Raw genomic sequence first — 23,642 nt, forward strand, 5'->3', positions numbered from 1 at the left:
TTCAACAGACCCCGAGAGTGCGGAGCCGGTCCAGCACCACCTCGGCGGCGGCCTGCGGGCTCAGCGCCGTCGTGTCGAGCCTGACCTCCGGGGCGACCGGCGGTTCGTAGGGGGAGTCGATGCCGGTGAAGTTCGCGAGCTCGCCCCGCCTGGCCCTGCGGTACAGGCCTTTCGGGTCGCGCTGCTCGGCCACGGCCAGCGGTGTGTCCACGAAGACCTCGCAGAACTCGTCCTCGCCCACCAGGTCGCGCGCCAGCGCCCGTTCCGCCCGGAACGGCGAGATGAACGAGACCAGCACGATCAGCCCCGCGTCGACCATCAGTGCCGCGACCTCGGCGATGCGCCGGATGTTCTCGACCCGGTCGGCGTCGGTGAACCCGAGGTCGGAGTTCAGCCCGTGCCGCACGTTGTCGCCGTCCAGCAGGAACGTGTGCCTGCCTTCGGCGTGCAGCGCCTTCTCGACCAGGTCGGCGATCGTGGACTTGCCCGCGCCGGACAGCCCGGTCAGCCACACCACGCACGGCCGGTGCCCGTTGCGGGCGATCCGCGCCTGCTTGTCGACGGTCATCGTCCGCCAGCGCACGTCGTTCGGGCTCAGCGCGAAGTCGATCATCCCGGCGCCGACGGTGGCGTTGGAGAGCCGGTCGAGCACCACGAACGAGCCGAGGTCCCGGTTCGTGCGGTAGGCCTCGAACGGCACGGGCGTGTCGAAGTGCACGTTGTCGACGCCGATCTCGTTGAGCCGCAACGCCTTCGTTGCGGTGAACCCGACCGTGCGCGCCCCGATCTTGGCGAGGTACTGCCTGCCCGGCAGCAACCCGTTCTCGTGCAACCAGACCAGCCGGGCCTGGAACGAGCGGGCGAGCACCGGCGGGTTCCCGGCGGCGCCCAGCACGTCACCGCGGCTCGCGTCCACCTCGTCGGCGAGCACGACCGTGACCGACGCGCCGTCCGGCGCCTCGTCCAGGTCGCCGTCCATCGTGACGATCCTCGCCACGGTGGTGGTGCGGCTTCCGAGGCTGACGGCCTCGCCCCTCTCCAGCGTCCCGCCCAGCACGCGTCCGGACAGGCCGCGGAACGTCGCGTCCGGCCGGTTGACCCACTGCACGAGGAAGCGGGACGGACCTTCCCGCCTCGTCGGCGGGGAGACGGTCTCCAGCCATCGCAACACAGTCGGTCCGCCGTACCAGGGCGTCAGCTCGCTGCGCCCGACGACGTTGACGCCCTCGGTGGCCGACATCGGCACGCAGGTGATCTCGTCGAAGTCGAGCTCCGCCGCGAACCGGGTGAACGACGAGGCGACCGAGTCGAACGCCTCCCGCGACCAGCCCAGGAGGTCGAGCTTGTTGACCGCCACGGCCACGTGGCGGATCCCCAGCAACGACACGATCCGCGCATGCCGCCGCGTCTGCGCGAGCACGCCCTTGCGGGCGTCGAGCAGGATCACCGCGGCATCGGCGGTGGAGGCGCCGGTGACCATGTTGCGGGTGTACTGCTCGTGCCCCGGGGTGTCCGCGACGATGAACCGCCGCGCCTCGGTCGCGAAGAACCGGTACGCCACGTCGATCGTGATGCCCTGCTCGCGTTCCGCCGCCAGCCCGTCCACCAGCAGCGCGAAGTCCAGCTCGCCGCCCCGCGTCCCCACGCGCCGGGAGTCGGCCTCCAGGGCCGCGAGGTGGTCGGCGTAGAGCAGTTTCGACTCGTACAGCAGCCGGCCGATCAGCGTGCTCTTGCCGTCGTCGACGCTGCCGCAGGTGATGAACCGCAGGAGCTCCATCAGAAGTACCCCTCCCGCTTCTTGCGCTCCATCGACCCGCTGCGGTCGTGGTCGATCACCCGCCCCTGCCGCTCGGACGTCGTCGCCGTCCGCATCTCCTCGACGACCTCCGCCACCGTCCGCGCCTCGCTGCGCACCGCGCCGGTCAGCGGGTAGCAGCCCAGCGTCCGGAACCGCACCAGCTCGTGCCGCGGCTTGTCGTGCAACGGCATCCGCCCGTCGTCGACCATGATCAGCATGCCGTCGCGGTCGACCACCGGACGCGGCGCGGCGAAGTACAGCGGCACCACGGGAATCCGCTCGCGCTCGACGTAGCGCCACACGTCGAGCTCGGTCCAGTTCGACAGCGGGAAGACCCGGATGCTCTCGCCGGGCGCGACCCGCGTGTTGTAGAGCCGCCACAGCTCCGGCCGCTGGTCCTTCGGGTCCCACCGGTGCTGCGCGGTCCGGAACGAGAACACCCTTTCCTTGGCGCGCGAGGCTTCCTCGTCCCGGCGCGCGCCGCCGAACGCCACGTCGAACCGGTGCTCGTCGAGCGCCTGCCGCAGGCCCTGGGTCTTCCACAGGTCGGTGTGCCGCGCCGAACCGTGGTCGAACGGGTTGATGCCCGCGGCCACGCAGTCGGGGTTGCGGTGCACGATCAGCTCCAGGCCGAGCTCGGCGGCCGTGCGGTCGCGGAACTCGATCATCTCCCGGAACTTCCACGTGGTGTCGACGTGCAGCAGCGGGAACGGCGGCTTCGACGGGAAGAAGGCCTTGCGCGCCAGGTGGAGCAGCACCGAGCTGTCCTTGCCGATCGAGTACAGCAGCACCGGGCGCTCGCTCTCGGCGACGGCCTCGCGGAAGATGTCGATGCTGTCGGCTTCCAGCCGGTCGAGGTGGTTCACGTGAGTACCCCCGCGAGCTCCGGGCGGCAGATCAGCAGGTCGGGCAGCCACGGGTCGGGCTGGTTGTAGTGCAACGGCCGCCCGTCGGCGCGCGAGGCGTGCAGCCCGGCCGCGCGGGCCACGTGGACGGGCGCGGCCGAGTCCCACTCGTACATCCCGCCCGCGTGCAGGTAGGCGTCCGCCTCGCCGCGCACGACGGCCATCGCCTTCGCGCCGGCGCTGCCCATCGGCACCAGCACGCCGCCGATCGCCTCGGCCACCTGCCGCGCGAACGCCGGTGGTCTAGTGCGGCTCACGACGATCCGGGGCCGGCGGTGCGACGTCCTGGGCGCCGGCCGGTGCGCGGGCAACGCGACCGCACCCGCGACCAGTTCGCCGCGTTCCCAGAGCGCGACGTGCACGGCCCAGTCCGTGCGGCCGGGCTCGGCGTACTCGCGGCTGCCGTCCAGCGGGTCGATGATCCACACCCGGTCGGCGGTGAGCCTGCGCGGGTCGTCGGGCGCCTCCTCCGACAGCACCGCGTCGTCCGGCCGGTGCTCCGCGAGCTGCGCGGCCAGGAAGATCTGCGCGGTCCGGTCGCCGTTCCCCGGTCGCACGCGGACCAGCAGCCGGCCGGTCTCGGTGGCCAGGCGTCTCGCGAGCTCGCTGTCGGTGTCCGCCACGCACCCGAGGGTAGGAGCAAACCGAACAACGTTCAACATGCTTCTGAACGTTGTTCAAGTTAAGCTGGACGGCGTGAGCACCGAGCAAACGGCCTGGGGTGACGCGGAAGGCAGGCGGCGCGACATCCTGTCGTCCGCCGAGCTGATCCTCGAGCAGCAGGGCTACGCGGGCCTGACCATGCGCGCGATCGCGGTCGGCGCCGGCGTCAGCCCCGGCACCGTGTACCAGTACTTCTCCGGCAAGGAGGACGTGTTCGCGGCGCTGATGCAACGCCGCCTGGCCGAGCTGCGGCACACCCTCGCCACCGTCGACAGGAGTCTGGGCGTCGCGGGCGTCCTGAAGGAGGTCGAGCCCCAGGTCACCGAGTTCTGGCGGCGCTTCGGCCGTTCGGCGGCGCAGTGGGAGGCCAAGGTGCTCTCCGGTGGCCGCCGCGGCAAGGAGGTCACGGGGTCGGCGTCGGACTACCGCAAGACGCTCAAGGCGCTCGCGAAGGCGTTGCGCGAGACCGCGGAGGCGTCCGGGCAGACGCTGCTCGACGATCCCGCGCTGCCGCACTGGGTCTGGGACTCGCTGATCGGCCTCGCCGACGACCTGCTGCTGCAGGGCGCGCGGACCAACCGGGTCAAGCCCGCTCAGCTGGTCGAGTTCGCCACCGGCGCCATCGAGCGCGGCATCACCGCTCGCTGACCGGGAGGTCGTAGCGGCGCCGGATGCTCGTGCCCAGCACGCTCACGTCGGCGCCGTAGACGTGGATCGAGATCGCGACGGAGCTGGAGTTGTTGCACACCTTGTGGATGTCGCCGGGCGGCACGAGGTACGACGCCACGCCCTCCGGCGTCTTGTTGACGCGCAACGGGACCAGTCGATCGCCCTCCAGCCGGTAGGTGGTCTCTTCCTCCTCGCCGACGTACGTGCCGACGACGCACCACGAGACGTGGTCGTGGATGCACGTCTCCTGGCCCGGCAGCCACACCAGGGCGACGACCGAGAAGCTGCCGTCCGGCTCGACGTGCAGGACGTGCTGGCGGTAGGCGGCCGGGTCGGGCTCGCGCTGCGCCGCGCTCAGCAGGAACGGGTCGGTCAGGTGGCCGGCGAGCGTCGCCGACACCCGTGCGGCGACGGTCTCGTCGTCGCCGCCGCGCGCGATGGCGGCCCGGAGGGAGCTCACCAGGAGCGTGGCCGTGGGGGAGAGCAGGCTGTGCGTCACGAGCGGGTCCTCCTCGGAGGTCAGCTGATCAACACCGTCCCCGTCAGCACCAGGACGACGATCAGCACGGTCGAGAGCAGGCCCAGCAGCAGCACCGCGGGGCCGGAGCGGATCAGGGAGCGCAGGCGCACCGCGGTGCCGAGCGCGAACATGCCGGCCGCCAGCAGCACGTTGTCCACGAACGTCGCCACCGACAGCACGGTCTCGGGCAGCAGGCCGGTCGCCCGGACCGCCGCCATGGTCAGGAAGCCGAGCACGAACAACGGCACGAGCGGCGGGCGTTGCCCGCTCGCCGGGTACTTGAGGCGCTCGGCGAAGCTCACCGCGGCGAGCATCGGCGCGAGCAGCACGACCCGCGTCAGCTTCACCGCCACCGCGATGGCCAGCGCGCCGGAGACGGGTCCCGCGGCCGCCACTACCTGCGCGACCTCGTGCACGCTGCCGCCCGCCCACACCCCGTACTGCGCCGGTGTGAGGCTGGTGAGCCCGAACAGCGCGGGAAGGCCGAACATCGCGACCGTGCCGAAGAGCGTCACGAGGCCGAGCGCCTTGGCGACGTCCTCCTCGTCCTGCTGCCGCACGCTGTTCATCGCGGCCACGGCCGAGGCGCCGCAGATCGAGAACCCGGTCGCGATGAGCAGCGACAGGCCCTCGCCCACCCCGAGCACCCGCCCGAGCCAGCGCGTCGTCACGAACGTCACCACGACCGCGACGACCGCGAGCGCCAGGACCTCGTAACCGAGTTTCAGCACGTCGTGGAAGACCAGCTTCAGCCCGAGCAGCACGACGCCCAGGCGCAGCAGGCGGCGCCCGGCGAGCTTCATGCCGGGAGCGACCGACGGCGGCAGCGTCACGACGTTGGCGACGACGGCGCCGAGCAGCACCGCGACCGTCAGCGCGCTGATCGAGGGCTGCAGCCAGGACACGACCATCGCGACCGCGACCCCGCCCGCCACCACGGCGAGGCCGGGTAGCACGGAGTCGGTGCGCGGCGTGGTCCTGACGGTCCCCATGACCATGACGATGGCGAGTGGGACCTATCAGCAGTAGATGGCCATTTCTTGGGGGCCTATAAGACGCGCTTATGCCCTGGCCGAAGCGGAGATCAACGCGTCCACCGTCGCGCGCATGATCGGCAGCCGGATCAGGTCCGGCCACGTGTAGAGCGAGGTGAGCCGTTGCGCCGCCGACTCCACGCGGACGGCGGTCAGCCCGGGGTGCTGCAGGAACGACAGCAGCAGCCTGGGCACGAGCGCGACGCCCAGACCTGCGGTGACGAGGCTCTGGATGGCCAGGTTGTCGTCGGTCGAGCAGGTGATGTCCGGCACGAACCCCGCCGCTCCGCACGCCTGGTGCAACGCGCGCTGGCACCGCACGCAACCGGCGATCCAGCGTTCCTCCGCCGCCTCGGACAGCGACACCCGCTCCCGGCCGGCCAGCCGGTGCCCCGAGGGCACGAGCAGCGCGAGCGGCTCGCGCAGCAGGGGCACGCTCAGCATGCCGTTGACGGTGGCCCCGTCCTGCGGTTCGTCCAGGTAGCTGAAGCTCAGCACCAGGTCGACCTCACCGCGCCGCAGCAGCGCGAACGAGTCCGGCGGCTCCTGCTCGACCAGCTCCAGCCGCAGGTGGGGGCGTTCCTCGGCCAGGATCGCCGCCGCGGCGGGCACGAGCGAGACGTTGGCGCTCGGGAACGCGCAGATCCGGATGGTGCCGATGTCGTGCGTCGCGATCGCACTGACCTGCTGGTGCGTGGTCGCGAGCCGGTCGAGCAGGTCCGACCCGCGTTCGGCGAGGATCCGCCCGGCCTCGGTGAGGTGCAGGCCCCGGCCGGTGCGCACGAACAGCGGCCCGCCCACCTGCCGTTCCAGGGCGCGCATCTGCTGGCTCACCGCCGGCTGCGAGCAGTGCAGCAGCCGGGCGGCGGCGCTGAACGAGCCGGTCCTGGCGACCGTCGCGAAGACCTCTAGCTGGCGGGTGTCGAACACTCCCGCACTGTAGGGCTCATTTCCCGGTGACGAGCGAGTCGAGCGTCGCCCCGTTGTTCTCACCGCAGTGCTTGCGGGACGCGTCGAGCGTGACCGACTTGTCCGCCTCACCCGGCCGGCCTGCCTGCCCGAAGAGCCGCCGGAGCAGCTCGACCTGTTCGTCGAGGCCCGCGCGGAGGAAGTCGCCGCAGCTCGACTTCACGGTGAGCCGGTCGTCGGCGGGCATGAGGTCGACCGGGCCGAACGCGAACAGCACCGCGAGCACGATCGCGAGCCCGAAGCCGATGACCGCGCCGCTCGTGGAGCTCTTGCGCGGGGCGAGCCAGATCTCCGCCTGCTCCACGAACGGCTCGGCGGGGGAGAGGTCGGTGTCGATCCAGAACTCGAGGCTGTCGCCGCCGGTCAGGTCGAACTGGACGTGACCGGCGGCGAGGATGATCCGCGCCATCTCCCCGCGGTCGTACGAGCCCGTCCAGAACGGCTCGGGCCGCACGAGCACCAGCCGATCGGGCAGCAGGAACACGACGTCGCGCTCACCCCTGGCGAGCCGCGCGGTCTGGCCGGGCTGCACGACGGTGCCCGCCAGCCGCGCCATCACCAGGGCGTGCTCGTCCTCGTCGAGGGCCTCGGCGGCCACCGACCACAGATCCGGTTCCACGTCACTGCTATCGCTGCAGGCGGGGACCGGGGTTAGCCGCGGCCGCCGAGGTTCGTCCGTTTGCCGATCAGAAGGTGAGCTTCCAGGAGTCGATGTAGCCGGTGTCGGCCCGTGCCACGTCCTGGACCCGCAGCTTCCACGTGCCGTTCGCGACCTCGCCGGAGGCGTTGACCGTGTAGGTCGTCACCACGTTGTCGGCGGAGTCGTTGCCCGAGCCCTTGAGCCGGAACGCCGTGCCGTCCGGGGCGATCAGGTCGATGACCAGGTCACCGCGGTAGGTGTGCACGATGTTGACGTCGACCTTCAGCGTCGCCGGGGCGTTGCCGGTGATGCCGGAGACCGTGACGGAGCTGGTCACGGCCGCGCCGGCGTCCGGGATGGCCACGTCGTTCGTGTTCTCGAACGAGCCACCGCCGGGAGGCGTGCCGGTGCCGACCGCGGCCAGCGCGTCGACGCGGCCCTCGCCGAAGAAGTTGTTCTTCGCCGTGGTGCCGCTGCACCGGGTGTCGGAGCAGGTCAGGTCGTCCGCCTGGGTGGCGAGCAGCGTGCGCAGCTGCGCCGGGGTGGCGGTGGGGTCGACCGACTTGAGCAGTGCGGCGACGCCCGCGACGTGCGGGGACGCCATCGACGTGCCCGACTTCGTGCCGTAGCGGCCGCCGGGGACAGTGGAGTAGACGCTGTCGCCGGGCGCCGCGATGTGGATCTTGTCGGTGCCGTAGTTGGAGAACGACGACTTGACGTTCGACGAGGTGATCGACGCGACGCTGACGACGCCGGAGACCTCGGTCGGGACGCTCAGGCAGGAGTTGGTGACGGTGCGCGTCGCGGGGGTGGAGTCGTTCGGGCTCGTCGCGTCACGGGACTTGCTCGCGAGGTTGTAGTTCTCGTTGCCGGCGGCGGCGACGTTGAGCACGCCCTTGCCCTCGGCGTAGGCCACCGCGCGCTTCACGCCCTCCAGGATCGCGTCCTGGTCGGCGTTGTCCGGGCAGTTGAACAGCCACGGGTCGGTGTAGTAGCTGTTGTTGGTCACCTCGAAGCCGCGGTCACCGGAGAAGACCATGGCGCAGATGGTGTTCTCGGGGAAGAACAGGCCGGACGGCTTCTCGGCGATGCGCACGCTGGCGATCTTCACGCCCGGCGCCACACCGACCATGCCGCGGCCGTTCTTCGCCGCCGCGATCGTGCCGGCGACGTGCGTGCCGTGGGTGTCCGTGTCACGCCACGAACCCGCACGCGTGTCGAGCTTGCCGTAGGCGCACGACGCGGAGTTGGCGGCGTCGAAGTTCGCCCTGAGGTCGTCGTGCAGGTCGTCGACGCCCGTGTCGAGCACACCGACCGTGACGGCGGCCGAGCCGGTGTTGACCGCCCACGCCTTGTCGGCGCCGATCTGGGTCATGTCCGTGCGCAGCGGTTCCGTGGTCGCGGGCGTGGCCTGCGCGGGAGCGGCGGGGATCGGCGGGGTGGCCGCCTCGGCGGGGACGTCGCTGGTGCGCGTGGCACCGACCTTCTGCACACCGGAGACGGCGCGCATCCTCGCGGCGAAGTCGGCCGCGCCCGAGTGCGCGACGATGACACCGATCGCGTCGTAGGTGGACCAAACCGTGCCGCTGTTGCTCGCGACGGCCGACGCGGCACCGGCGGTGGCACCGGGCGCCGTGATGACCAGGTACGAGCGCGTGCCCGCGAGAGGCGCCGCGGCGGCGGGAGTCGCCGCCGTGAGGACGCCTGCGCCCACGACCGCGGCGATGGCCGCGGTGCGCAGGCGAGAACGTGAACGCAAGAACACTGTTCCTCCAACACTCCCTAGCGGGCGATGCCCGCGCATGCCGCGCGGGTGCAGGGGCCCGTCACGCCGATTAGAGGAGGCCGGACGGCGTTCGGGACGCGCCGTTGTGAAAATGCCCCGTTCGGCTCACTTCGAACGTCGCACGTCAGGCATGGCGCGTGAGGCGCCCGGCGAAGTGCTCGGGGGTGAGGAACCCGGGTGCTGCTCACCCGCCGGGCTTGGTGAGGCTCGCCGGCAGCCGTTCGAAGCCGCGCAGGACGCGGGTCGGGCGGCGGCGCGCGCCGGGGAGCGGTGCGAGGCCGGGGAAGCGCTCGAAGATCGTCCGCAGGCCGATCTCGCCTTCCATGCGGGCGAGCTGGGCACCCAGGCAGTAGTGGCGGCCCGCGCCGAACGAGACGTGGTCGCGGGCGTTCGGGCGGCTCACGTCGAACGCGTGCGGGTCCTCGAAGACCGACGGGTCGCGGTTCGCGCCGGCGAGGACGGTCGTGACGAGCCGGCCGCGGCGGACCCCCACGCCCGCGACCGTCGTGTCGCGTGCGCACATGCGGCCGGTCAGCAGCACCGGCGGGTCGTACCGCAGCACCTCGTCGACGGCGTTGCCCCACAGCTCCGGGCGGGCGCGGAGGGCTTCGAGCTGCTCCGGGTGCCGGGTGAGCAACGAGATCCCGTTGCCCAGCAGGTTCACCGTCGTCTCGAAGCCGGCGGCCAGCACGAGCCCGGCGGTGGCCTTGAGCTCGCGTTCGGTGAGGCCCTCGCCGTCCTCGCGGGCGGCGATCAGACGGCTCAGCAGGGTGTCGCCGGGGTTCTCGCGCAGGGCGTCGAGGTGCCGCGTGAGCCAGGTGTCGAACGACGTGAGCGTGGACTCGACGTCGCGGAACACCCGCCACGACAGGCCCAGGTCGAGGCTCGGGGCGGCGGCCGCGCCGAGGGCGAGGACCGTCGCGCGCTCGCCCGGTGGCACGCCGAGGATCTCGCTGATCACGGTCACGGGCAGCAGGCCGCAGTACGTCTCGATCAGGTCGACCGGGTTCGCGGGGTCGAGGCCGTCGAGCAGGTCGTCGGCGATCTCCTGGGTGCGGACGCGCAGCTGTTCGACCGCACGGGCGGTGAACACGCGTGTGACGAGCTTGCGGTAACGGGTGTGCGCGGGCGGTTCGACGGCCAGCAGCGACGGCGGCTGCACGGGGTGCATGACGTCCGTGGCGGACCAGGCCGCCAGCTTGCCGAGGATGCCGGCGCCGAACCGCGGGCGTGCCGTGACGAACGCGTCGTCCGACAGCACCGCCTTCACGACCTCGTGCCGGGTCGTGGTGTGGCCGACCTTCGTGGCGGCGAGCGGGCCGCGGGCGCGGATCTCGTCGAACAGGCCCGTCAGATCGGCGCCGGTGGAGGCCTCGACGGTGATGCGGCCCTGCAGGTCACCGCGGCGGGCGGCCAGCCGCAGCACGGCACGCGGCAGCGCGTGGCCGATGCCCCAGCGCACCGCCGGTTTGACGTGCTCCTCAGCCAGGCTCGTCACGGTTCGCAGCGTGCCCAGCCGGTCGCTCCGAGTCAAGGTTCCGGCCGTCCGCGGCGAACCGGGCACCCACTTGGGACGCTGGGCCGCCGGAGAAACCGCCGGACCCGCGGATCAGCACCTGATGACCGGCACCTCCAAGGCGTCCACGACGTCGTTGTCCGCGTCCGTGATCACCCCGGCGACCTCCCCGAACGGCAGCACGGAGAACCGCGAGGCCGTGCCGATCTTCTCCGAACTGGCCAGCACGTAGGTGTCCGCGGCCTGGTGGGCGAGCGCGCGCTTCATCGCGGCCTCGTCCGCGTCACCCGTCGTGAGGCCCGTTTCGGGGTGCACGCCCGTGACGCCGAGGAAGAAGAGGTCCGCGTGCACGCCCCGTGCGGCTTCCACGGCAGCGGCACCGCACGCGACCATCGAGTGCTTGAACAGCCGCCCTCCGATCACGTAGACGTCCACGTTCCCGTGCTCCTCCAACGCGCTCGCGATCGTCGGACTGTGCGTGACGACCGTGGCTTCGAGGTCGAGCGGCAACGCGCGCACCACCGCGAGAGTCGTCGTGCCGCCGTCGAGGATCACGGTGCTGCCGGGTTCGACCAACGCCGCCGCCGCTCGTGCGACCCGTTGCTTGCCGTCGACCTCGACGCCCTGGCGCGTGGCGTAGTCGGCGATAGCGGGAGAAACGGGCAGAGCGCCGCCGTACACGCGTTGGCAGAGGCCCGCGGCCGCGAGATCGCGCAGGTCGCGGCGGATCGTGTCCTCGGAGAGGCCGACTTCGGCGGCCAGGTCCTTGGCGACGATCCGGCCGTCGGTGCGCAGTCGTTCGAGCAGCAGGTCACGGCGCTGGGCGGCAAGCATGCACGTTTCTCCTTGTTTTTGCCGAGTCTTGCACATTATGGTCGGGTCATGCTGATTCTGATCGCAGGCCCCTACCGCTCGGGCACCGGGGACGACCCCGCACTGATGGCGCGCAACCTCGAACGGCTGGAGGAGGCGGCGTGGCCGATCTTCCGCAGCGGCCACGTGCCGATGATCGGCGAATGGGTCGCCCTGCCGGTGCTGCGCGGCGCCGGCGGAACCTCACCGGCCGACCCGGTCGCCTCCGAGATCATGTACCCGACGGCGGAACGCCTGCTCCGGCACTGCGACGCCGTGCTGCGGCTGCCCGGAGAGTCGACGGGCGCGGACGAGGACGTGCGCATCGCCCGTGAGCGCGGTCTGCCGGTGTACGACCGCGTGGAGGACATCCCCGGCTACAGCGCCGCCTAGCTCCGCGCGGCGGCGACGAACTCGCGCATCCGGCCGTGGTCCTTCACGCCCCGGCTCGACTCGATGCCGCTGGACACGTCGACGCCCCACGGCCGCGCGACGCCGATCGCGCCGGCGACGGTCTCCGGCGACAACCCGCCCGCGAGCACCCAGTGCCCGGTGGGCGGGTTGCCGGCGAGCCGCGCGATGTCCCACTGCTCGCCCGACCCCGCCACCGGCGAGTCGATCAGGAGCAGTTCCTCGCCGAACACCCCGGTGCGCACGTCGGTTTCCGGACCGAGCGCGGTGGCCCTGACGAGCTGGAGCGGGAGGTCCGCCAGCTCGTCGAAGGCTTCCTTCGGGTAGTCGCCGTGCAGCTGCAACGCGCGCACGCCTGTCTTGAGCGCCATCTCACCGGCTTCGGTGGCCGTGATCCCGCGCACGACGGCGACCGTCAGCACGTGCGACGGCACACCCGCGACCAGCTCGCGGGCGAGGCCGACGTCGATGCGGCGAGGGCTGTCGGTGAGCACGAAGCCCACGGCGTCGGCTCCCGTGTCGACTGCCACGGTGACGTCGGACTCGGTGCGCAGACCGCAGAGCTTCACGAACACACCACCGATTCTAGTGAAGTGACAGCCGACGCATGTCGTGCTGCTAACAGTCACACACCTCGGCCCTGTCCGGTCCTCATAGTGGAAGTACGGGCAACGGAGGCCGTGATGACACATCGAGAAGTCCAGACAGCAACTTCGGTACTGGTGATCGGCAGCGGCGGCGCGGGGTTGCGCGCCGCGATCGAGCTCGCCGAGCGCGGAGTCGACGTCATCGTCGTCGGCAAGCGGCCCAAGGCCGACGCGCACACCGCCCTCGCCGCCGGCGGGATCAACGCGGCGCTGGCGACGATGGACCCCGCCGACACCTGGCAGCAGCACGCCGCGGACACCATCAAGGAGAGCTACCACCTCGCCAACCCGGAGATCGTCCGGGTCGTGGCCGAGCAGGCGCCGCGCGGCATCGAGGACCTCGAACGCTGGGGCATGCCGTTCGCGCGGGAGACCGACGGGCGCATCTCGCAGCGGTTCTTCGGCGCGCACACGTTCCGCCGCACGTCGTTCGCGGGCGACTACACCGGGCTGGAGATCCAGCGCACCCTCGTGAACCGCGCCGCGCAGCTCGGCATCCCCATCCACGACACCTGCTACATCACGCGGATCCTGGTGCGGGACAACGTGGTGTTCGGCGCCTACGGGTTCGACCTCGGCGACGGCACGCGGTACGTGTTCCACGCCGACGCCGTGGTCCTCGCCGCGGGCGGGCACACCCGCATCTGGCGCCGCACGTCGAGCCGCCGCGACGAGAACACCGGCGACTCGTTCCGGCTGGCGCTGCTCGCGGGCGGGCGCATCCGCGACCCCGAACTGGTGCAGTTCCACCCGTCCGGACTGATCGAACCGGAGAACGCGGCCGGCACGCTCGTCTCGGAAGCGGCGCGCGGTGAGGGCGGCGTCCTCACGAACGCCGCGGGCGAGCGGTTCATGGCCAGGTACGACCCGCGGCGCATGGAACTGTCCACACGCGACCGAGTGGCGCTCGCCGCGTACACCGAGATCAAGGAGGGCCGCGGCACCCCGAACGGGGGCGTGTGGCTCGACGTGTCGCACCTGCCGCGCGAGCAGATCATGAGCCGCCTGCCGAGGGTGTACCAGACGCTGCTCGAACTGCAGATGAAGGACATCACCCGGGAGGCCGTGGAGATCGCTCCCACCGCGCACTACTCGATGGGCGGCGTGTGGGTGTCGCCGTCCGACCACTCGACGGGCGTCGACGGCCTCTACGCCATCGGTGAGGCGTCCAGCGGCCTGCACGGCGCGAACCGGCTCGGCGGCAACTCGCTCATCGAACTGCTGGTGTACGGCCGGATCGTCGGCGAGGCCGCGGCCTCGTACTCCGCTTCCCTGGACGCGCAACGACGTTCACGCGACGCCGTGGACGAGGCGCGGTCCGAGGTCGACGACCTGCTCACCGCGGACGGGCCGGAGAACGTCCGCGCCCTGCAACGGTCGCTGCGCGACACCATGACCGAGCACGCGGGCGTCGTGCGCGACGAAGCCGGTCTGCGCAAGGGACTCGCGGAGCTCGACGAGCTGGAGGAGCGCATCCGCCACGTCGGCGTGCACCCGGACCTCGCCGGTTTCGGGGACCTCGCGCACGCGTTCGACCTGAAGTCGTCGGCGATCTCCGCCCGCGCGACCCTGGAGTGCGCGCTGGAACGGCGCGAGACCCGCGGCTGCCACAACCGGTCGGACTTCCCGGACCTCGACCCCGCGCAGCAGGTGAACCTCGTCTGGTCGGGTCCCGGCCGGGTCGAACGCGAGGAGATCCCACCGGTCCCGGCGGAGATCACGGCGTTGATGAGGGACGTCGACACGGCCGGCAAGCTGGTCGAATGACGCGGTGAGGGGGCGGAGCTCCCACCCCCTCCCTCCACGGCCGCGGCGCCCTCGGCGCCCGCGCGCCTCCAGCACGTCGTGGACCATGTCGATCAGCCCGGACAGCGCCCCGCTTTGTGACACCGTGGCACCCGGACGCAAAGGGGGCGTGGGTGCACGACGACAGGTGGCCGGAGTCGGTCGGGGGCTGGGAGCTGTACCGGGAGGACCGGCGCGAGCACTACCGCAAGCGCATGTCCAACGGGCTGACCGTGTTCGCCACGTGGGACGGCGACCGGCGCGGGGGAACGGTCGAGGCCCGCGTCGAGCCGCTCGGCACCGGCCGCACGCTCACGGCAGGCCACAGGGAGTTCCGCAGCAGGAACGACCTCCTCACCGCGGCCCGGCTCGTCGTCGACGTGGCGGCGAACCTGCCGTCGTTGCGCATGGGCCGGGAGACGACAGCCGACCCGCTGCGCGCGGGGGAGGTGGCCGGGAACCCCGAGGCGGTGCCCGGCTCCGGCGACGTGCCCGAGGTCGAGCTGACGTTCACGCTCACCGACGGGCGCTCGATCACGCTGGTCATGACCGAGGAGCAGACCGACGCGATGAGCTCCGCCATCCACTCGGTCGGCAGGCACGTCTGGTCCCGGTACCACGACGAGGAGGACCTCGGGGACGACGGGGAACCGGCGGAGGAGGCCGAGGTGCCCGACGTGAGCGAGGTCGACGCGGGCCCGAGCACCGGCCACGAGCTGATGGTGGTGCTGGAGCAGAGGTTCGGCGTCACCCAGGACCACCTGCTGGCGTGCGTGGACTGGTCGGCGGTGGTCGTCATCGGCGAGCCCGCGGTCACCACGTTGCTGGAGCGCTCGGACGAGCTCGCCGACGCCGTCGCGCCGGGCTGGTTCCCCGGCGCGGTCGAACGGCCCGGCGAGGTCTGGGTGGTCCTGCACCGGGCGTTCGCGAGCTGACCGTCACGGCTTGAACGGCAGCAGCTCCTCCTCCACACCGGTCCTGACGACGACGCACGTCGACTCCGGCACCTCCTGCCAGGCACCGACCAGGTCAGCCAGCGGTTCGGACACGACGAGCCGCGAGTCGTCCGCGAGGTCGTGCAGCGCGGGGTTGTCCGGGTACTGGCGGCGCAACGTCGACACGTCGGTGCTGTGGAACAGCGTGCGCGACTTGCCGCGGCTCGAGTACCGGAACGCCCAGGTCGTCGACCCGTCGGTGACCGCGACCGTCATCTGGACCGGGTACTCGACGCCCGCGCGCCGGCCGACCTCCTCGACGAACTCGACCATGCGCGCCACCCCGGCGGGCGGGTCCTGCTCCATCCCGAAGCTGAGCGCCAGGTAGAACATGACCTCCGAGTCGGTCGACCCCTCGACCAGCGGGAACAGCGCGGGGTCGATCGCCAGCACGAGCTCGCGCCGCACCAGCGGGAACTGCGAGATCAGGCCGTTGTGCATCCACAGCCAGCTGCCGTGGCGGAACGGGTGGCAGTTCGACCGCTGCACCGCGCCGCCCGTCGAGGCCCGCACGTGCGCGAAGACCCGGTCGGCGGTGATCTGCGCGGCCAGTTCGCGCAGGTTCCGGTCGTTCCACGCGGGTTCCGTGCTCAGGAAGAGCCCCGGCGTGCTCGCGCTGCCGTACCAGCCGATGCCGAACCCGTCGCCGTTCACCGCCGTCGCGCCGAGCCGCGCGTGCTTGGACTGCATGACGAGCGAGTTCTCCGGTGCGTAGAGCAGTTCCTCCAACAACACCGGCGAACCGGAATACGCGAGCCACCGGCACATGACGGACCTCCTCGAACCCAGCGCTGCACGGGAACACGTAGTAAACGCGGAACGCGAGGTTTGCGGCGACGCGCCCTCCTCGGGCAGCATGGCCGGGGTGACGGTCCCTCCCGGTCTACGGCCCCCGCCCTACGAACAACCCCGGGGGAACTTCGAGACGATCGAGGTCCAGGCCCCGGCCGCGCCGCCGGCGGAACCCGCCGCGGAGCCCGAGGAGCGCTCGGACATCGCCGTGATCGGCCCGATCGCCGCTCTCGTGCTCGCCCTCACGATCTGCACGCTGATCCTGGAGCACCCCGCCGCGCGTGTCTCCGCGGCCGGTCTGGCCACGGTCGGGCTCGTCGTGGCCGTCGTGCTGATGCTGATGGGCAAGAAGCCGAAGCCGGGACGCCACGTGGCCCGGCACGTGATCGACCCGGAGGCGACGGAGCGGATCCCGCCGGGGTGGAGCGCCACCGACCGGCGCCGCTGAGGCACCGGCCGGTTCCGGCTCACCTCAGGGTCGCGAGACCCGCCTTCGCGTACTTCTCGTCCAGGTCACCGCTGGGCGCCCCGCCCACGCCGATGCCCGCCACGGACGTGCCGTCGACCGCCACCGGCACGCCGCCGCCCAGGAACAGCGTGCCCGGGATGTCCCGCAGCGTCGCGCCCTGGCCCGTGACGCGGCCGGCGAGTTCCGAGGTCGGGGCGTTGAACGAGACGGCGGTGAACGCCTTGCGCCGTGCGGACTCCTCGGTCTGCGGGCCGGCGCCGTCGCCCGCGAGCAGCACGACCAGGTCGCCGCTGCGGTCGACGACGGCCACGGTGACGCGCTGGTTCTCCTTCTCCGCGGCGTCGAGGGTGGCCTGGGCCGCGCGGACGGCCGCGTCGACGGTCAGCACCTTCTCGGTGCGGGTGGTGGTGCGCTGGTCTGCGGCCGCGTAGCCGCCGCCGGCGCTCAGCACGACGAGGGTGGCGACTGCGATCTTCTTGAGGTCCATGGCCACCACGATCGTCCCGCCGCGGGCGTTCGGCGTGGTGGTGACGGTTGAACTCCGGTTCAACCCATCGGTTGACCCGCGGCGCCGGGGTGCTCGCCTACAGTCGCCGGCGTGTGGCTGCACCGGGCGATGCACGCGGGCTTCTACGTGCTGCTGACGGCGTCGGCGGCGCGGTACGTCGCGTACCACGGCGCCGATCCCGTCGTGCTCGGCCTGGCCGGGGCGCTGGGGCTCGCCTACCCCGCGAGCGTGCGGTGGACGCGGGCGTTGCCGGTCGTGCTCGCCGTGTGGCTGGTGCTGGTGTGGCTCGCGCCGAGCTTCGGCTGGTGCGCCATCCCGTTGTTCTTCCAGTGCCTGCGGCAGCTCCGGCCTCGGGTGGCGCTGCCGATCGCGGCCGTGCTGACGGCGGCGGTGGTGCTGGCCCAGGTCCGGCTGGCGGCGGCGTTCGACTGGTCGCTGGTGCTCGGGCCCGTCGGCGTCGCGGTGCTGACGGCGGCGGTGTTCTTCGACCGCGCACGGCTGTTGCACGAGGCCGGGGTGCTGCAGGAACGCCAGCGGCTCGCCCGCGAGATCCACGACACGCTCGCGCAGGGCTTCTCCAGCATCACCCTGCTGCTGTCGCTCGGCGAGACGGCGAAGGCGGCCGAGGTCGCGCGCGAGAACCTGGGCGAGGCGCGGCGGTTCGTGCGCGACCTGGCGCCGATCCACGGATCGCTGGTCGACGCCCTGCGCCGGCTCTGCGCGCGCGTCGAGGTGGACGGCGAGCCCTACCCGCTGACGGTGCAGACCGAGGTGGCGCTGCTCCGGGTCGCCCAGGGCGCCGTGGCCAACGCCTCCGAGCACGCCGCCGCCTCGCGGATCGCGATCACGTTGTCGTACCTGGGAGACGCGGTGACACTGGACGTCGTGGACGACGGACGCGGCTTCGACCCGGCGGCGGTGGGCGCGGCCGGTGGACGGGGCTACGGGCTCGCGTCGATCCGGGGCCGCATCGCCGAGCTGGGGGGAACGGTGTCCGTCGAGAGCGCGCCGGGGGAGGGGACCGCCGTGGCCGTGACGGTGCCGACGCCGTGAGGGTGCTGGTGGTGGACGACCACCCGGTGGTCCGGTTCGGACTGGCCGGGCTGCTCTCGCGCGACTTCGAGGTGGTGCAGGCCGCGACCGGCGAGGAGGCCGTGACCCGGGCGTCCGCCGTGGACGTCGTGCTGATGGACCTGCAGCTGGGCAAGGGCATGGACGGCGTGGAGGCCACCCGCCGCATCCGGGCGCTCGCCCCGGCGCCCCAGGTCGTCGTGCTCACGACCTACGACTCCGACGCCGACATCGTCCGCGCGGTCGAGGCCGGCGCGATCGGCTACCTGCTCAAGGACTGCGCGCCGGAGACGCTCGCCGAGGCCGTGCGCACGGCCTCGACCGGCCAGACCGTGCTGTCCCCGGACATCGCGCAACGGCTGCTGCGCCAGGTCCGCGGACCGGCGCCGAAGCCCAGCGGGCGCGAGGTGCAGATCCTCGAGAAGCTCGCCCAGGGCCTGTCGAACCGGGAGATCGCCAAGGCGCTGTTCATCAGCGAGGCCACGGTGAAGACGCACCTGGTGCGGATCTTCGCGAAGCTCGGCGTGGAGACGCGGACGGCGGCCGTGCGGACCGCCGTCGAACGCAAGCTCATCCGGATCTAGTGCCGCGCCACTAGTCGAGCTCCGGCGGGGTCGTGGCGGTCAGCCGCGGATCCGGCCGGCCTCCCGCCATCGCGAGCATGCCCCGCACCACCCGCAGCAGCGTGCGCAGCCCGCTCGGCTTCCTCCGGTCGATCCCGCTGACCACCTGCTTCAGCACGGACAGCTGGTCGAAGTAGACGCGCTCGGTGACGAGGTTCTCGTCCTCGTCGAAGACGAAGTACGCGGTCATCCGCGTGCGGTGCTTCCCGCCGGTCGCCGGGATCTTGCCCAGCGGCCCGAGGTGCGTGCCCGTCAGCCAGAACTCGACGATCACGGCGTCGACGCTGTGCCGGAGCGCGATCAGCTCGTGGTTCTGGTCGGGGAACGCCACGCGCGTGTCGGTGTAGTACTGCCGAACGGCCTGTTCGCCGTCGTGGACGACCATCTGCGCGATGAGCTCGTAGTGCGGGTGCGGGAACGTCGACAGCGTGGCGTCCCAGTCGTGCGCCACCTCGTCGTGGAAGTGGTCCAGCACGAGCTTCTCTCGCGCGCGCAGGACTTCCTCGGAGGGCAGCACGAAGCGGGATGACATCAACACTCCTCAGTGGACCGTCCGGCCGTGGCCGAGCGCGGGTCTGGCGCCGGGCTCGACAAGACATCGATACCCACAGTGTGGGTTATTTCGAAGGCTAAACCCACACCGTGGGCATCCGCAAGGCACAATGGCCGCGTGACCGAACCCCGCCGAGGCCGCCCGCGCACGCCCCTGCTGTCCCGCGAGTCGATCGTCACCGCGACGCTGCGGGTCATCGACGCGGACGGCGTGGCCGCGGTCGGCATGCGCTCGGTGGCGAGGGCGCTGGGGGTGGACGCGAAGAGCCTCTACAACCACGTCGACGGCAAGGACGGCCTTCTCGACGCCGTCGCCGAGCAGCTGCTGGGCGGCCTGGCCCTGCCGGAGCCCACCGGCGACCCCCGCCACGACCTGCGCGCCATCGCCCGGGCGTTCCGGGACCGCGCGCTCGCCCACCCCGGCGCGGCGCCGCTCGTGCTGACCCGTCAGCTGTCGTCGCTGGAGGGCCTCGCCCCCGTCGACGCGGTGCTGGCGGTGCTGCTGGCCGCAGGGGCGTCCCCGGACGAGGCCGTGCACCTGCTGCGGATGCTGCTCGCCACGGTGATCGGCACGCTGCTGCGCGAGGTGTCGGCGGCTCCGGCGTTCGGGGGTGACGACGGGGCGCGGCACGAGGTCCTGCGGGGCTCGGGGCTGCCGGCGGTGGTCGCGACGGCGGCGCACCTCGCCGCGTTCGACCGCGAGGCCGAGTTCGAGTACACCGTCGACCTCGCGATCACGGCGGTGCTGGATCGGCTGCGCCGGGCCCGTTGATCTTCATCCAGCGCGTGGGGCCGAATGGCGGCACACTGGCGCAGCGTGAAGCATCGGCGGTGGCCCGTGGTCGCGGCGGCGGGGTTCGTGTTCGCGGCGCTCGTGTACGTCCTCGCGGTCTGGACGAGAGCCGGTCAGACCATCGAGAACGCGGCCCTGCGCGGTGCCGACCAGGACGACGTGTCCGAGACGGACGCCGCCTGGCAGGCGCTCGGCCAGATCACCGTCTACTCCCTCGCCGCCGCGGTGGCCGCCGTCGCCCTGGTCGGTGTGCTCAGGAAGCGCTGGGACCTCACGATCGCGGCCGTCGGTGTGATCGTCGCGGGCCAGGTCGTCGTGCAGGTGCTCAAGCGGTTCGTCCTGCCGCGGCCCGCGCTCGTCGAGGTCACCGGCGACTACGCGCACAACAGCCTCCCCAGCGGACACACGACCATCGCGATGACGGTGCTGTTCGCGGCGGTCATCGTGGTGCCGTGGAAGTGGCGCGGCGTGATGCTGTTCTTCGTGCTGCCGTGGGCCACGGCGATCGGGCAGTACACGCTGACGGCGAAGTGGCACCGCCTCAGCGACACCCTCGCCGCCGACGGCATCGCGCTCGCCGTCGCCGCGCTCGCCGCCTGGTGGTTGCAGCGCAACGGATCCCTGCGGCCCTGCACCGGGCCGCGCCGGGTCGGGCGGGTCGTGCTCGTGGTGTTCTGGTCCGTCGTCGCCGCCGGCACCCTCGCGATGGGGGGCGTCCTCTGGGGGGTTCCGCTGGCCGGGGAGGGGCTGAACGCCGACGAGTGGGTGATCTACCTCGGTGCCGGGGCGTTCGCGTCGGCGGGGTCTCTGATCGCCGCGCTCACGTACCTGGCGTGCTGGCGCCGGATCGGGTGAACAACCAGTTGATCTCCCGCGCGTCCTGTCCTGTGGAGAGGTTTCCGGGAGAAGGGGGCAGGACGTTGGGTGTCAACCGACGAGCGGTGCTGGCACTGGGCGCCGGAGCGGCGCTGGCCGTGGCCGTGCCGGCTCAGGCGCAGGCCTCGACGGTCACCGGCAGGCTGCGCGAACTCGAGCGGCGGCACAACGCGCGCCTGGGCGTGTTCGCGACGGACACCGGCACCGGCCGCACGGTGCTGCACCGCGCCGACGAGCTCTTCCCGATGTGCTCGACGTTCAAGACCATCGCCGCGGCGGCGATCCTGCGCCGCGACCGCGACGGGTCGTTGCTGCGCAAGGTGATCACCTACACGCGGTCCGATGTGGACAAGTCGGGGTACGGCCCGGTCACCGGGAGGCCGGAGAACCTGGCGAACGGCATGACCGTCGCGGCCCTGTGCGAGGCGACCATCACCCACAGCGACAACTGCGCGGCGAACCTGCTGCTCAGGGAACTCGGCGGCCCCACGGCGATCACCCGCTTCAGCCGCTCGATCGGCGACCCGGTGACGCGCCTCGACCGCTGGGAGCCGGAGCTCAACTCGGCCGAGCCGGGCCGCGTCACCGACACGACGTCACCGCGCGCCATCGGGCAGAGCTACGCGCGCCTGACGCTGGGCCACGCCCTCAACCCCAACGACTCCGACCAGCTCACGAACTGGCTGCTGGCCAACACGACCGGGGGCAACCGCATCCGCGCCGGCCTGCCGTCGGCGTGGCGCTGGGGCGACAAGACCGGCACCGGCAGCTACGGCACGACCAACGACGCCGGCATCGCGTTCCCGCCCGGCCGCGCGCCGATCGTGATCGCCGTGCTGTCGACGCGCAAGGACGAGCCGACCGGCGGCGCCGACGAACCGCTGCTCGCCGAGACCGCCGAGCTCGTGGCGGCGACGCTCGGCTGATCCCGGGACCGGGGAGGGGCCGTGCTCCTCCCCGGTGACCGCATTGCGCGAAGCGGACCTGTCCCGGCCCGTCCCCACCCGCTACCGTTCGATGCGAATCTCGTTCACGTTCCCAGAGGCGGCGGCGATGCGGCGAGCGGTTCTCCTGGTGGTCCTCTTCCTGTCCTCCCTGCTCGTGGCCCCGGCCAGAGCGGAGTTCGACGGCTCCGAGCTGCAGGTGTCTGGCGGGGTCTTCCGCGACGAGCACGGCCGCGAGGTGGTGCTGCGCGGCTTCAACGTCTCCGGCACGGCCAAGCTCGCCGAACACCGCGGCCTCCCGTTCGCCTCCACGCAGGACGCGCGGAGGTCGGCGCAGGCGATGAAGGAGCTGACCGGCGCCAACGCCGTGCGGTTCCTGCTCACGTGGGCGTGGATCGAACCGCAGCGCGGCCGGATCGACCACACCTACCTCGACGGCGTGACCGCGCAGCTCAGAGCGTTCACCGGCCTCGGGATCCGCGTCTACCTCGACTTCCACCAGGACCTCTACTCGCGGCACCTGTTCGACCAGGACAGCTGGTACACCGGCGACGGCGCCCCGGCGTGGGCGGCGAGCGGGTACCCCAAGGAGTCGTGCGGCCTCTGCTTCCACTGGGGCCAGAACATGAAGAACAACAACGCCGTCACCGCCGCCACCTACGACTTCTGGCACAACCGCGACGGCGTTCAGGACTCTTTCGTCGACGCCGCCGGCGAGGCGCTCCGGCACGTCAAGGAGGCGTTGCCCGCCAACGAGTTCAAGCTCGTCGTCGGCGTCGACCCGCTCAACGAGCCCTACGCCGGCAAGTACGACGCCGGGCAGACGTCGCAGACGTGGGAGCGCGACCTGCTGATGCCGTTCTACCAGCGCTTCCGCGCCAAGATGGATGAAGTGGGCTGGGCGGCCAAGCCCGCGTTCGTGGAGCCGCTGGTGTTCTGGAACCAGAACGTGGACTTCTTCGCCGAACCCGGCGGGCTCGCGCTCGTGCCGTCGCTGGGGGAGCGGTTCGTGTTCAACGCGCACTTCTACGACGGCAAGGCCCAGTCGGGCGTCCTGATGCCGGGCAAGGCGGCGGACGGCCAGTACACGCAGGCGTTCGGCACGATCCGCGACCGCGCGAGGGCACTCGGCACCACCGCGATCGTCTCCGAGTTCGGCCACCCGGTCTCGGGCTTCACCTCCGACAAGACGCCGTCCGTGCTCAAGGCCATCTACCAGGGCCTCGACTCCGCCGCGCCCGGCGCCCGCTGGTGGTCGGCGCCGCGCGGCAGCGTGCTCTCGGGCAGCCAGTGGCATTGGGACACCAACTACGGCCGCCACCGCGAGCTGATGAACGACAACCCGGCCAAGGTCAAGACCGACGGCGACGCCATGAACGACGAGCACTTCTCGGCCGTGAGGCTGGACGCGGCCGGCACCCCCGTGCTCACCGTCGACCGCGCGATCGTCGACCGCGTCTACCCGCGGGCCGTCGCGGGCACCACGCTCGCGTTCACCTACGAGGACCGCGCGTACCAGAGCTGGCAGCAGATCCCGCTGGCGAACGTCCGGTCCGTGGTCGGCTCGGCGCCGTTCGCCGTGCTCGTCTGGGACTCGGACGGCGGCACCGCGCCGACCGAGCTGCACCTGCCGCAGTCGCTGCGTTCGCCCTTGGTGATCAGCTCCGCGGCGGCGTCGGTGCAGGGCGACAGGCTGCTGCTCCGCGGAGGGCCCGGACGGCAGTTCGCGCTGGTCACGGCCCCCTCCGGCGGCGACGTGGCGGCGGCGGAGGCCGAGCTGGGGCGGTGGTTCACCAGCTGGTGACTTGCCGCTGTTCCGTAAGC

At 72.0% G+C, this 23,642-nt stretch carries 25 protein-coding genes; 11 read left to right on the forward strand and 14 right to left on the reverse strand.

Features of this window, described 5'->3' with window-relative positions:
* Position 1 precedes the first annotated feature (1 nt).
* Genes cysC through L6E10_RS12795 form a run of 3 tightly spaced genes read right to left on the reverse strand, consistent with a single transcriptional unit; the run spans position 2 to position 3,326 of the window.
* On the reverse strand, positions 2–1,777 hold the full coding sequence (gene cysC / locus L6E10_RS12785; protein ID WP_236219722.1) for an adenylyl-sulfate kinase: 1,776 nt from the start codon (positions 1,775–1,777) through the stop codon (positions 2–4).
* On the reverse strand, positions 1,777–2,664 hold the full coding sequence (cysD, locus tag L6E10_RS12790) for a sulfate adenylyltransferase subunit CysD (protein WP_236219723.1): 888 nt from the start codon (positions 2,662–2,664) through the stop codon (positions 1,777–1,779). The genes cysC and cysD overlap by 1 nt, the downstream gene beginning before the upstream one ends.
* Positions 2,661–3,326, reverse strand: coding sequence for a 3'(2'),5'-bisphosphate nucleotidase CysQ (locus L6E10_RS12795; RefSeq protein WP_236219724.1), 666 nt, complete (start codon positions 3,324–3,326; stop codon positions 2,661–2,663). Before L6E10_RS12795 ends, cysD begins: the two co-directional genes overlap by 4 nt.
* A gap of 73 nt (positions 3,327–3,399) precedes the next feature.
* Here L6E10_RS12795 and L6E10_RS12800 point away from each other — a divergent pair, with 73 nt between their 5' ends.
* Positions 3,400–4,014: a TetR/AcrR family transcriptional regulator gene (locus tag L6E10_RS12800; RefSeq protein WP_236219725.1), complete on the forward strand. Its 615-nt coding sequence runs from the start codon at positions 3,400–3,402 to the stop codon at positions 4,012–4,014.
* On the opposite strand, the gene L6E10_RS12805 is transcribed toward L6E10_RS12800, so the two are convergent.
* The 7 genes from L6E10_RS12805 to L6E10_RS12835 form a co-directional block, all read right to left on the reverse strand.
* Positions 4,001–4,534, reverse strand: coding sequence for a cysteine dioxygenase family protein (locus L6E10_RS12805; RefSeq protein ID WP_236219726.1), 534 nt, complete (start codon positions 4,532–4,534; stop codon positions 4,001–4,003). The genes L6E10_RS12800 and L6E10_RS12805 overlap by 14 nt on opposite strands.
* A gap of 20 nt (positions 4,535–4,554) precedes the next feature.
* Entirely contained in the window at positions 4,555–5,547 is a 993-nt protein-coding gene (locus tag L6E10_RS12810; protein WP_236219727.1) for a YeiH family protein, read from the reverse strand.
* 69 nt (positions 5,548–5,616) lie between these two features.
* Positions 5,617–6,519 (reverse strand): LysR family transcriptional regulator, encoded by a 903-nt coding sequence (locus tag L6E10_RS12815; RefSeq protein WP_236219728.1) that lies wholly within the window; start codon positions 6,517–6,519, stop codon positions 5,617–5,619.
* A 16-nt stretch (positions 6,520–6,535) separates the two neighbouring features.
* Positions 6,536–7,177: a hypothetical protein gene (locus tag L6E10_RS12820; RefSeq protein WP_236219729.1), complete on the reverse strand. Its 642-nt coding sequence runs from the start codon at positions 7,175–7,177 to the stop codon at positions 6,536–6,538.
* Between the two features lie 67 nt (positions 7,178–7,244).
* The gene (locus tag L6E10_RS12825; RefSeq protein ID WP_374236475.1) at positions 7,245–8,963 is read right to left on the reverse strand and encodes a S8 family serine peptidase; all 1,719 of its coding nucleotides are present in this window, start codon (positions 8,961–8,963) and stop codon (positions 7,245–7,247) included.
* A gap of 205 nt (positions 8,964–9,168) precedes the next feature.
* A complete protein-coding gene (locus L6E10_RS12830; protein ID WP_236219731.1) occupies positions 9,169–10,482 on the reverse strand; it encodes a cytochrome P450 in 1,314 nt (437 codons plus the stop codon).
* Positions 10,483–10,593: 111 nt separating this feature from the next.
* Positions 10,594–11,334: a DeoR/GlpR family DNA-binding transcription regulator gene (locus tag L6E10_RS12835; protein ID WP_236219732.1), complete on the reverse strand. Its 741-nt coding sequence runs from the start codon at positions 11,332–11,334 to the stop codon at positions 10,594–10,596.
* Positions 11,335–11,382: 48 nt separating this feature from the next.
* On the opposite strand from L6E10_RS12835, the gene L6E10_RS12840 reads away from it, so the two are divergent.
* A complete protein-coding gene (locus L6E10_RS12840; protein WP_236219733.1) occupies positions 11,383–11,745 on the forward strand; it encodes a DUF4406 domain-containing protein in 363 nt (120 codons plus the stop codon).
* On the opposite strand, the gene L6E10_RS12845 is transcribed toward L6E10_RS12840, so the two are convergent.
* The gene (locus L6E10_RS12845; protein WP_236219734.1) at positions 11,742–12,338 is read right to left on the reverse strand and encodes a phosphoribosylanthranilate isomerase; all 597 of its coding nucleotides are present in this window, start codon (positions 12,336–12,338) and stop codon (positions 11,742–11,744) included. The two genes, L6E10_RS12840 and L6E10_RS12845, sit on opposite strands and share 4 nt — an antisense overlap.
* Positions 12,339–12,446: 108 nt before the next feature.
* On the opposite strand from L6E10_RS12845, the gene L6E10_RS12850 reads away from it, so the two are divergent.
* Together L6E10_RS12850 and L6E10_RS12855 are read left to right on the forward strand one after the other, a co-directional pair.
* Positions 12,447–14,177 (forward strand): L-aspartate oxidase, encoded by a 1,731-nt coding sequence (locus tag L6E10_RS12850; protein WP_236219735.1) that lies wholly within the window; start codon positions 12,447–12,449, stop codon positions 14,175–14,177.
* A gap of 152 nt (positions 14,178–14,329) precedes the next feature.
* Positions 14,330–15,130 (forward strand): hypothetical protein, encoded by an 801-nt coding sequence (locus L6E10_RS12855; RefSeq protein WP_236219736.1) that lies wholly within the window; start codon positions 14,330–14,332, stop codon positions 15,128–15,130.
* A gap of 3 nt (positions 15,131–15,133) precedes the next feature.
* Here L6E10_RS12855 and L6E10_RS12860 read toward each other — a convergent pair whose 3' ends face one another.
* A complete protein-coding gene (locus L6E10_RS12860) occupies positions 15,134–15,958 on the reverse strand; it encodes a class II glutamine amidotransferase (protein WP_236219737.1) in 825 nt (274 codons plus the stop codon).
* 97 nt (positions 15,959–16,055) lie between these two features.
* On the opposite strand from L6E10_RS12860, the gene L6E10_RS12865 reads away from it, so the two are divergent.
* Complete coding sequence (locus tag L6E10_RS12865) at positions 16,056–16,430, forward strand: hypothetical protein (RefSeq protein WP_236219738.1); 375 nt, start codon at positions 16,056–16,058, stop codon at positions 16,428–16,430.
* Positions 16,431–16,449: 19 nt separating this feature from the next.
* Here the strand turns inward: L6E10_RS12865 and L6E10_RS12870 are convergent, their stop codons facing one another.
* A complete protein-coding gene (locus tag L6E10_RS12870; protein ID WP_236219739.1) occupies positions 16,450–16,938 on the reverse strand; it encodes a heme-binding protein in 489 nt (162 codons plus the stop codon).
* A 111-nt stretch (positions 16,939–17,049) separates the two neighbouring features.
* Between L6E10_RS12870 and L6E10_RS12875 the strand changes: the two genes are divergently transcribed.
* Complete coding sequence (locus L6E10_RS12875; protein WP_236219740.1) at positions 17,050–18,012, forward strand: sensor histidine kinase; 963 nt, start codon at positions 17,050–17,052, stop codon at positions 18,010–18,012.
* Positions 18,009–18,614: a response regulator transcription factor gene (locus tag L6E10_RS12880; RefSeq protein WP_236219741.1), complete on the forward strand. Its 606-nt coding sequence runs from the start codon at positions 18,009–18,011 to the stop codon at positions 18,612–18,614. The genes L6E10_RS12875 and L6E10_RS12880 overlap by 4 nt, the downstream gene beginning before the upstream one ends.
* A gap of 10 nt (positions 18,615–18,624) precedes the next feature.
* Here L6E10_RS12880 and L6E10_RS12885 read toward each other — a convergent pair whose 3' ends face one another.
* The gene (locus tag L6E10_RS12885) at positions 18,625–19,185 is read right to left on the reverse strand and encodes an ester cyclase (protein WP_236219742.1); all 561 of its coding nucleotides are present in this window, start codon (positions 19,183–19,185) and stop codon (positions 18,625–18,627) included.
* 138 nt (positions 19,186–19,323) lie between these two features.
* Here L6E10_RS12885 and L6E10_RS12890 point away from each other — a divergent pair, with 138 nt between their 5' ends.
* The 4 genes from L6E10_RS12890 to L6E10_RS12905 all read left to right on the forward strand — a co-directional run bounded on the left by L6E10_RS12890 (position 19,324) and on the right by L6E10_RS12905 (position 23,622).
* On the forward strand, positions 19,324–19,977 hold the full coding sequence (locus tag L6E10_RS12890) for a TetR/AcrR family transcriptional regulator (RefSeq protein ID WP_236219743.1): 654 nt from the start codon (positions 19,324–19,326) through the stop codon (positions 19,975–19,977).
* Between the two features lie 45 nt (positions 19,978–20,022).
* Positions 20,023–20,853, forward strand: a complete 831-nt coding sequence (locus tag L6E10_RS12895) for a phosphatase PAP2 family protein (RefSeq protein WP_236219744.1) — start codon at positions 20,023–20,025, stop codon at positions 20,851–20,853.
* 65 nt (positions 20,854–20,918) lie between these two features.
* Positions 20,919–21,800 carry a class A beta-lactamase gene (gene bla / locus L6E10_RS12900; RefSeq protein ID WP_236219745.1) on the forward strand — a complete coding sequence of 294 codons (882 nt, stop codon included), beginning with the start codon at positions 20,919–20,921 and terminating at the stop codon, positions 21,798–21,800.
* Between the two features lie 91 nt (positions 21,801–21,891).
* On the forward strand, positions 21,892–23,622 hold the full coding sequence (locus L6E10_RS12905) for a cellulase family glycosylhydrolase (protein ID WP_236219746.1): 1,731 nt from the start codon (positions 21,892–21,894) through the stop codon (positions 23,620–23,622).
* Positions 23,623–23,642: the final 20 nt, after the last annotated feature.

The organism is Lentzea sp. CC55 (assembly GCF_021056325.1).
In the GTDB taxonomy this organism is placed as follows: Bacteria; Actinomycetota; Actinomycetes; order Mycobacteriales; family Pseudonocardiaceae; genus Lentzea; species Lentzea jiangxiensis.

Excerpts from the sequence above, each read along its gene's own strand:
- L6E10_RS12870 (WP_236219739.1), bottom strand. The coding sequence starts at position 16,938 with ATGGACCTCAAGAAGATCGCAGTCGCCACCCTCGTCGTGCTGAGCGCC.
- L6E10_RS12905 (WP_236219746.1), top strand. The coding sequence starts at position 21,892 with ATGCGAATCTCGTTCACGTTCCCAGAGGCGGCGGCGATGCGGCGAGCG.
- L6E10_RS12885 (WP_236219742.1), bottom strand. The coding sequence starts at position 19,185 with ATGTCATCCCGCTTCGTGCTGCCCTCCGAGGAAGTCCTGCGCGCGCGA.
- L6E10_RS12840 (WP_236219733.1), top strand. The coding sequence starts at position 11,383 with ATGCTGATTCTGATCGCAGGCCCCTACCGCTCGGGCACCGGGGACGAC.
- L6E10_RS12850 (WP_236219735.1), top strand. The coding sequence starts at position 12,447 with ATGACACATCGAGAAGTCCAGACAGCAACTTCGGTACTGGTGATCGGC.
- L6E10_RS12835 (WP_236219732.1), bottom strand. The coding sequence starts at position 11,334 with ATGCTTGCCGCCCAGCGCCGTGACCTGCTGCTCGAACGACTGCGCACC.
- L6E10_RS12860 (WP_236219737.1), bottom strand. The coding sequence starts at position 15,958 with ATGTGCCGGTGGCTCGCGTATTCCGGTTCGCCGGTGTTGTTGGAGGAA.
- cysC (WP_236219722.1), bottom strand. The coding sequence starts at position 1,777 with ATGGAGCTCCTGCGGTTCATCACCTGCGGCAGCGTCGACGACGGCAAG.
- L6E10_RS12810 (WP_236219727.1), bottom strand. The coding sequence starts at position 5,547 with ATGGGGACCGTCAGGACCACGCCGCGCACCGACTCCGTGCTACCCGGC.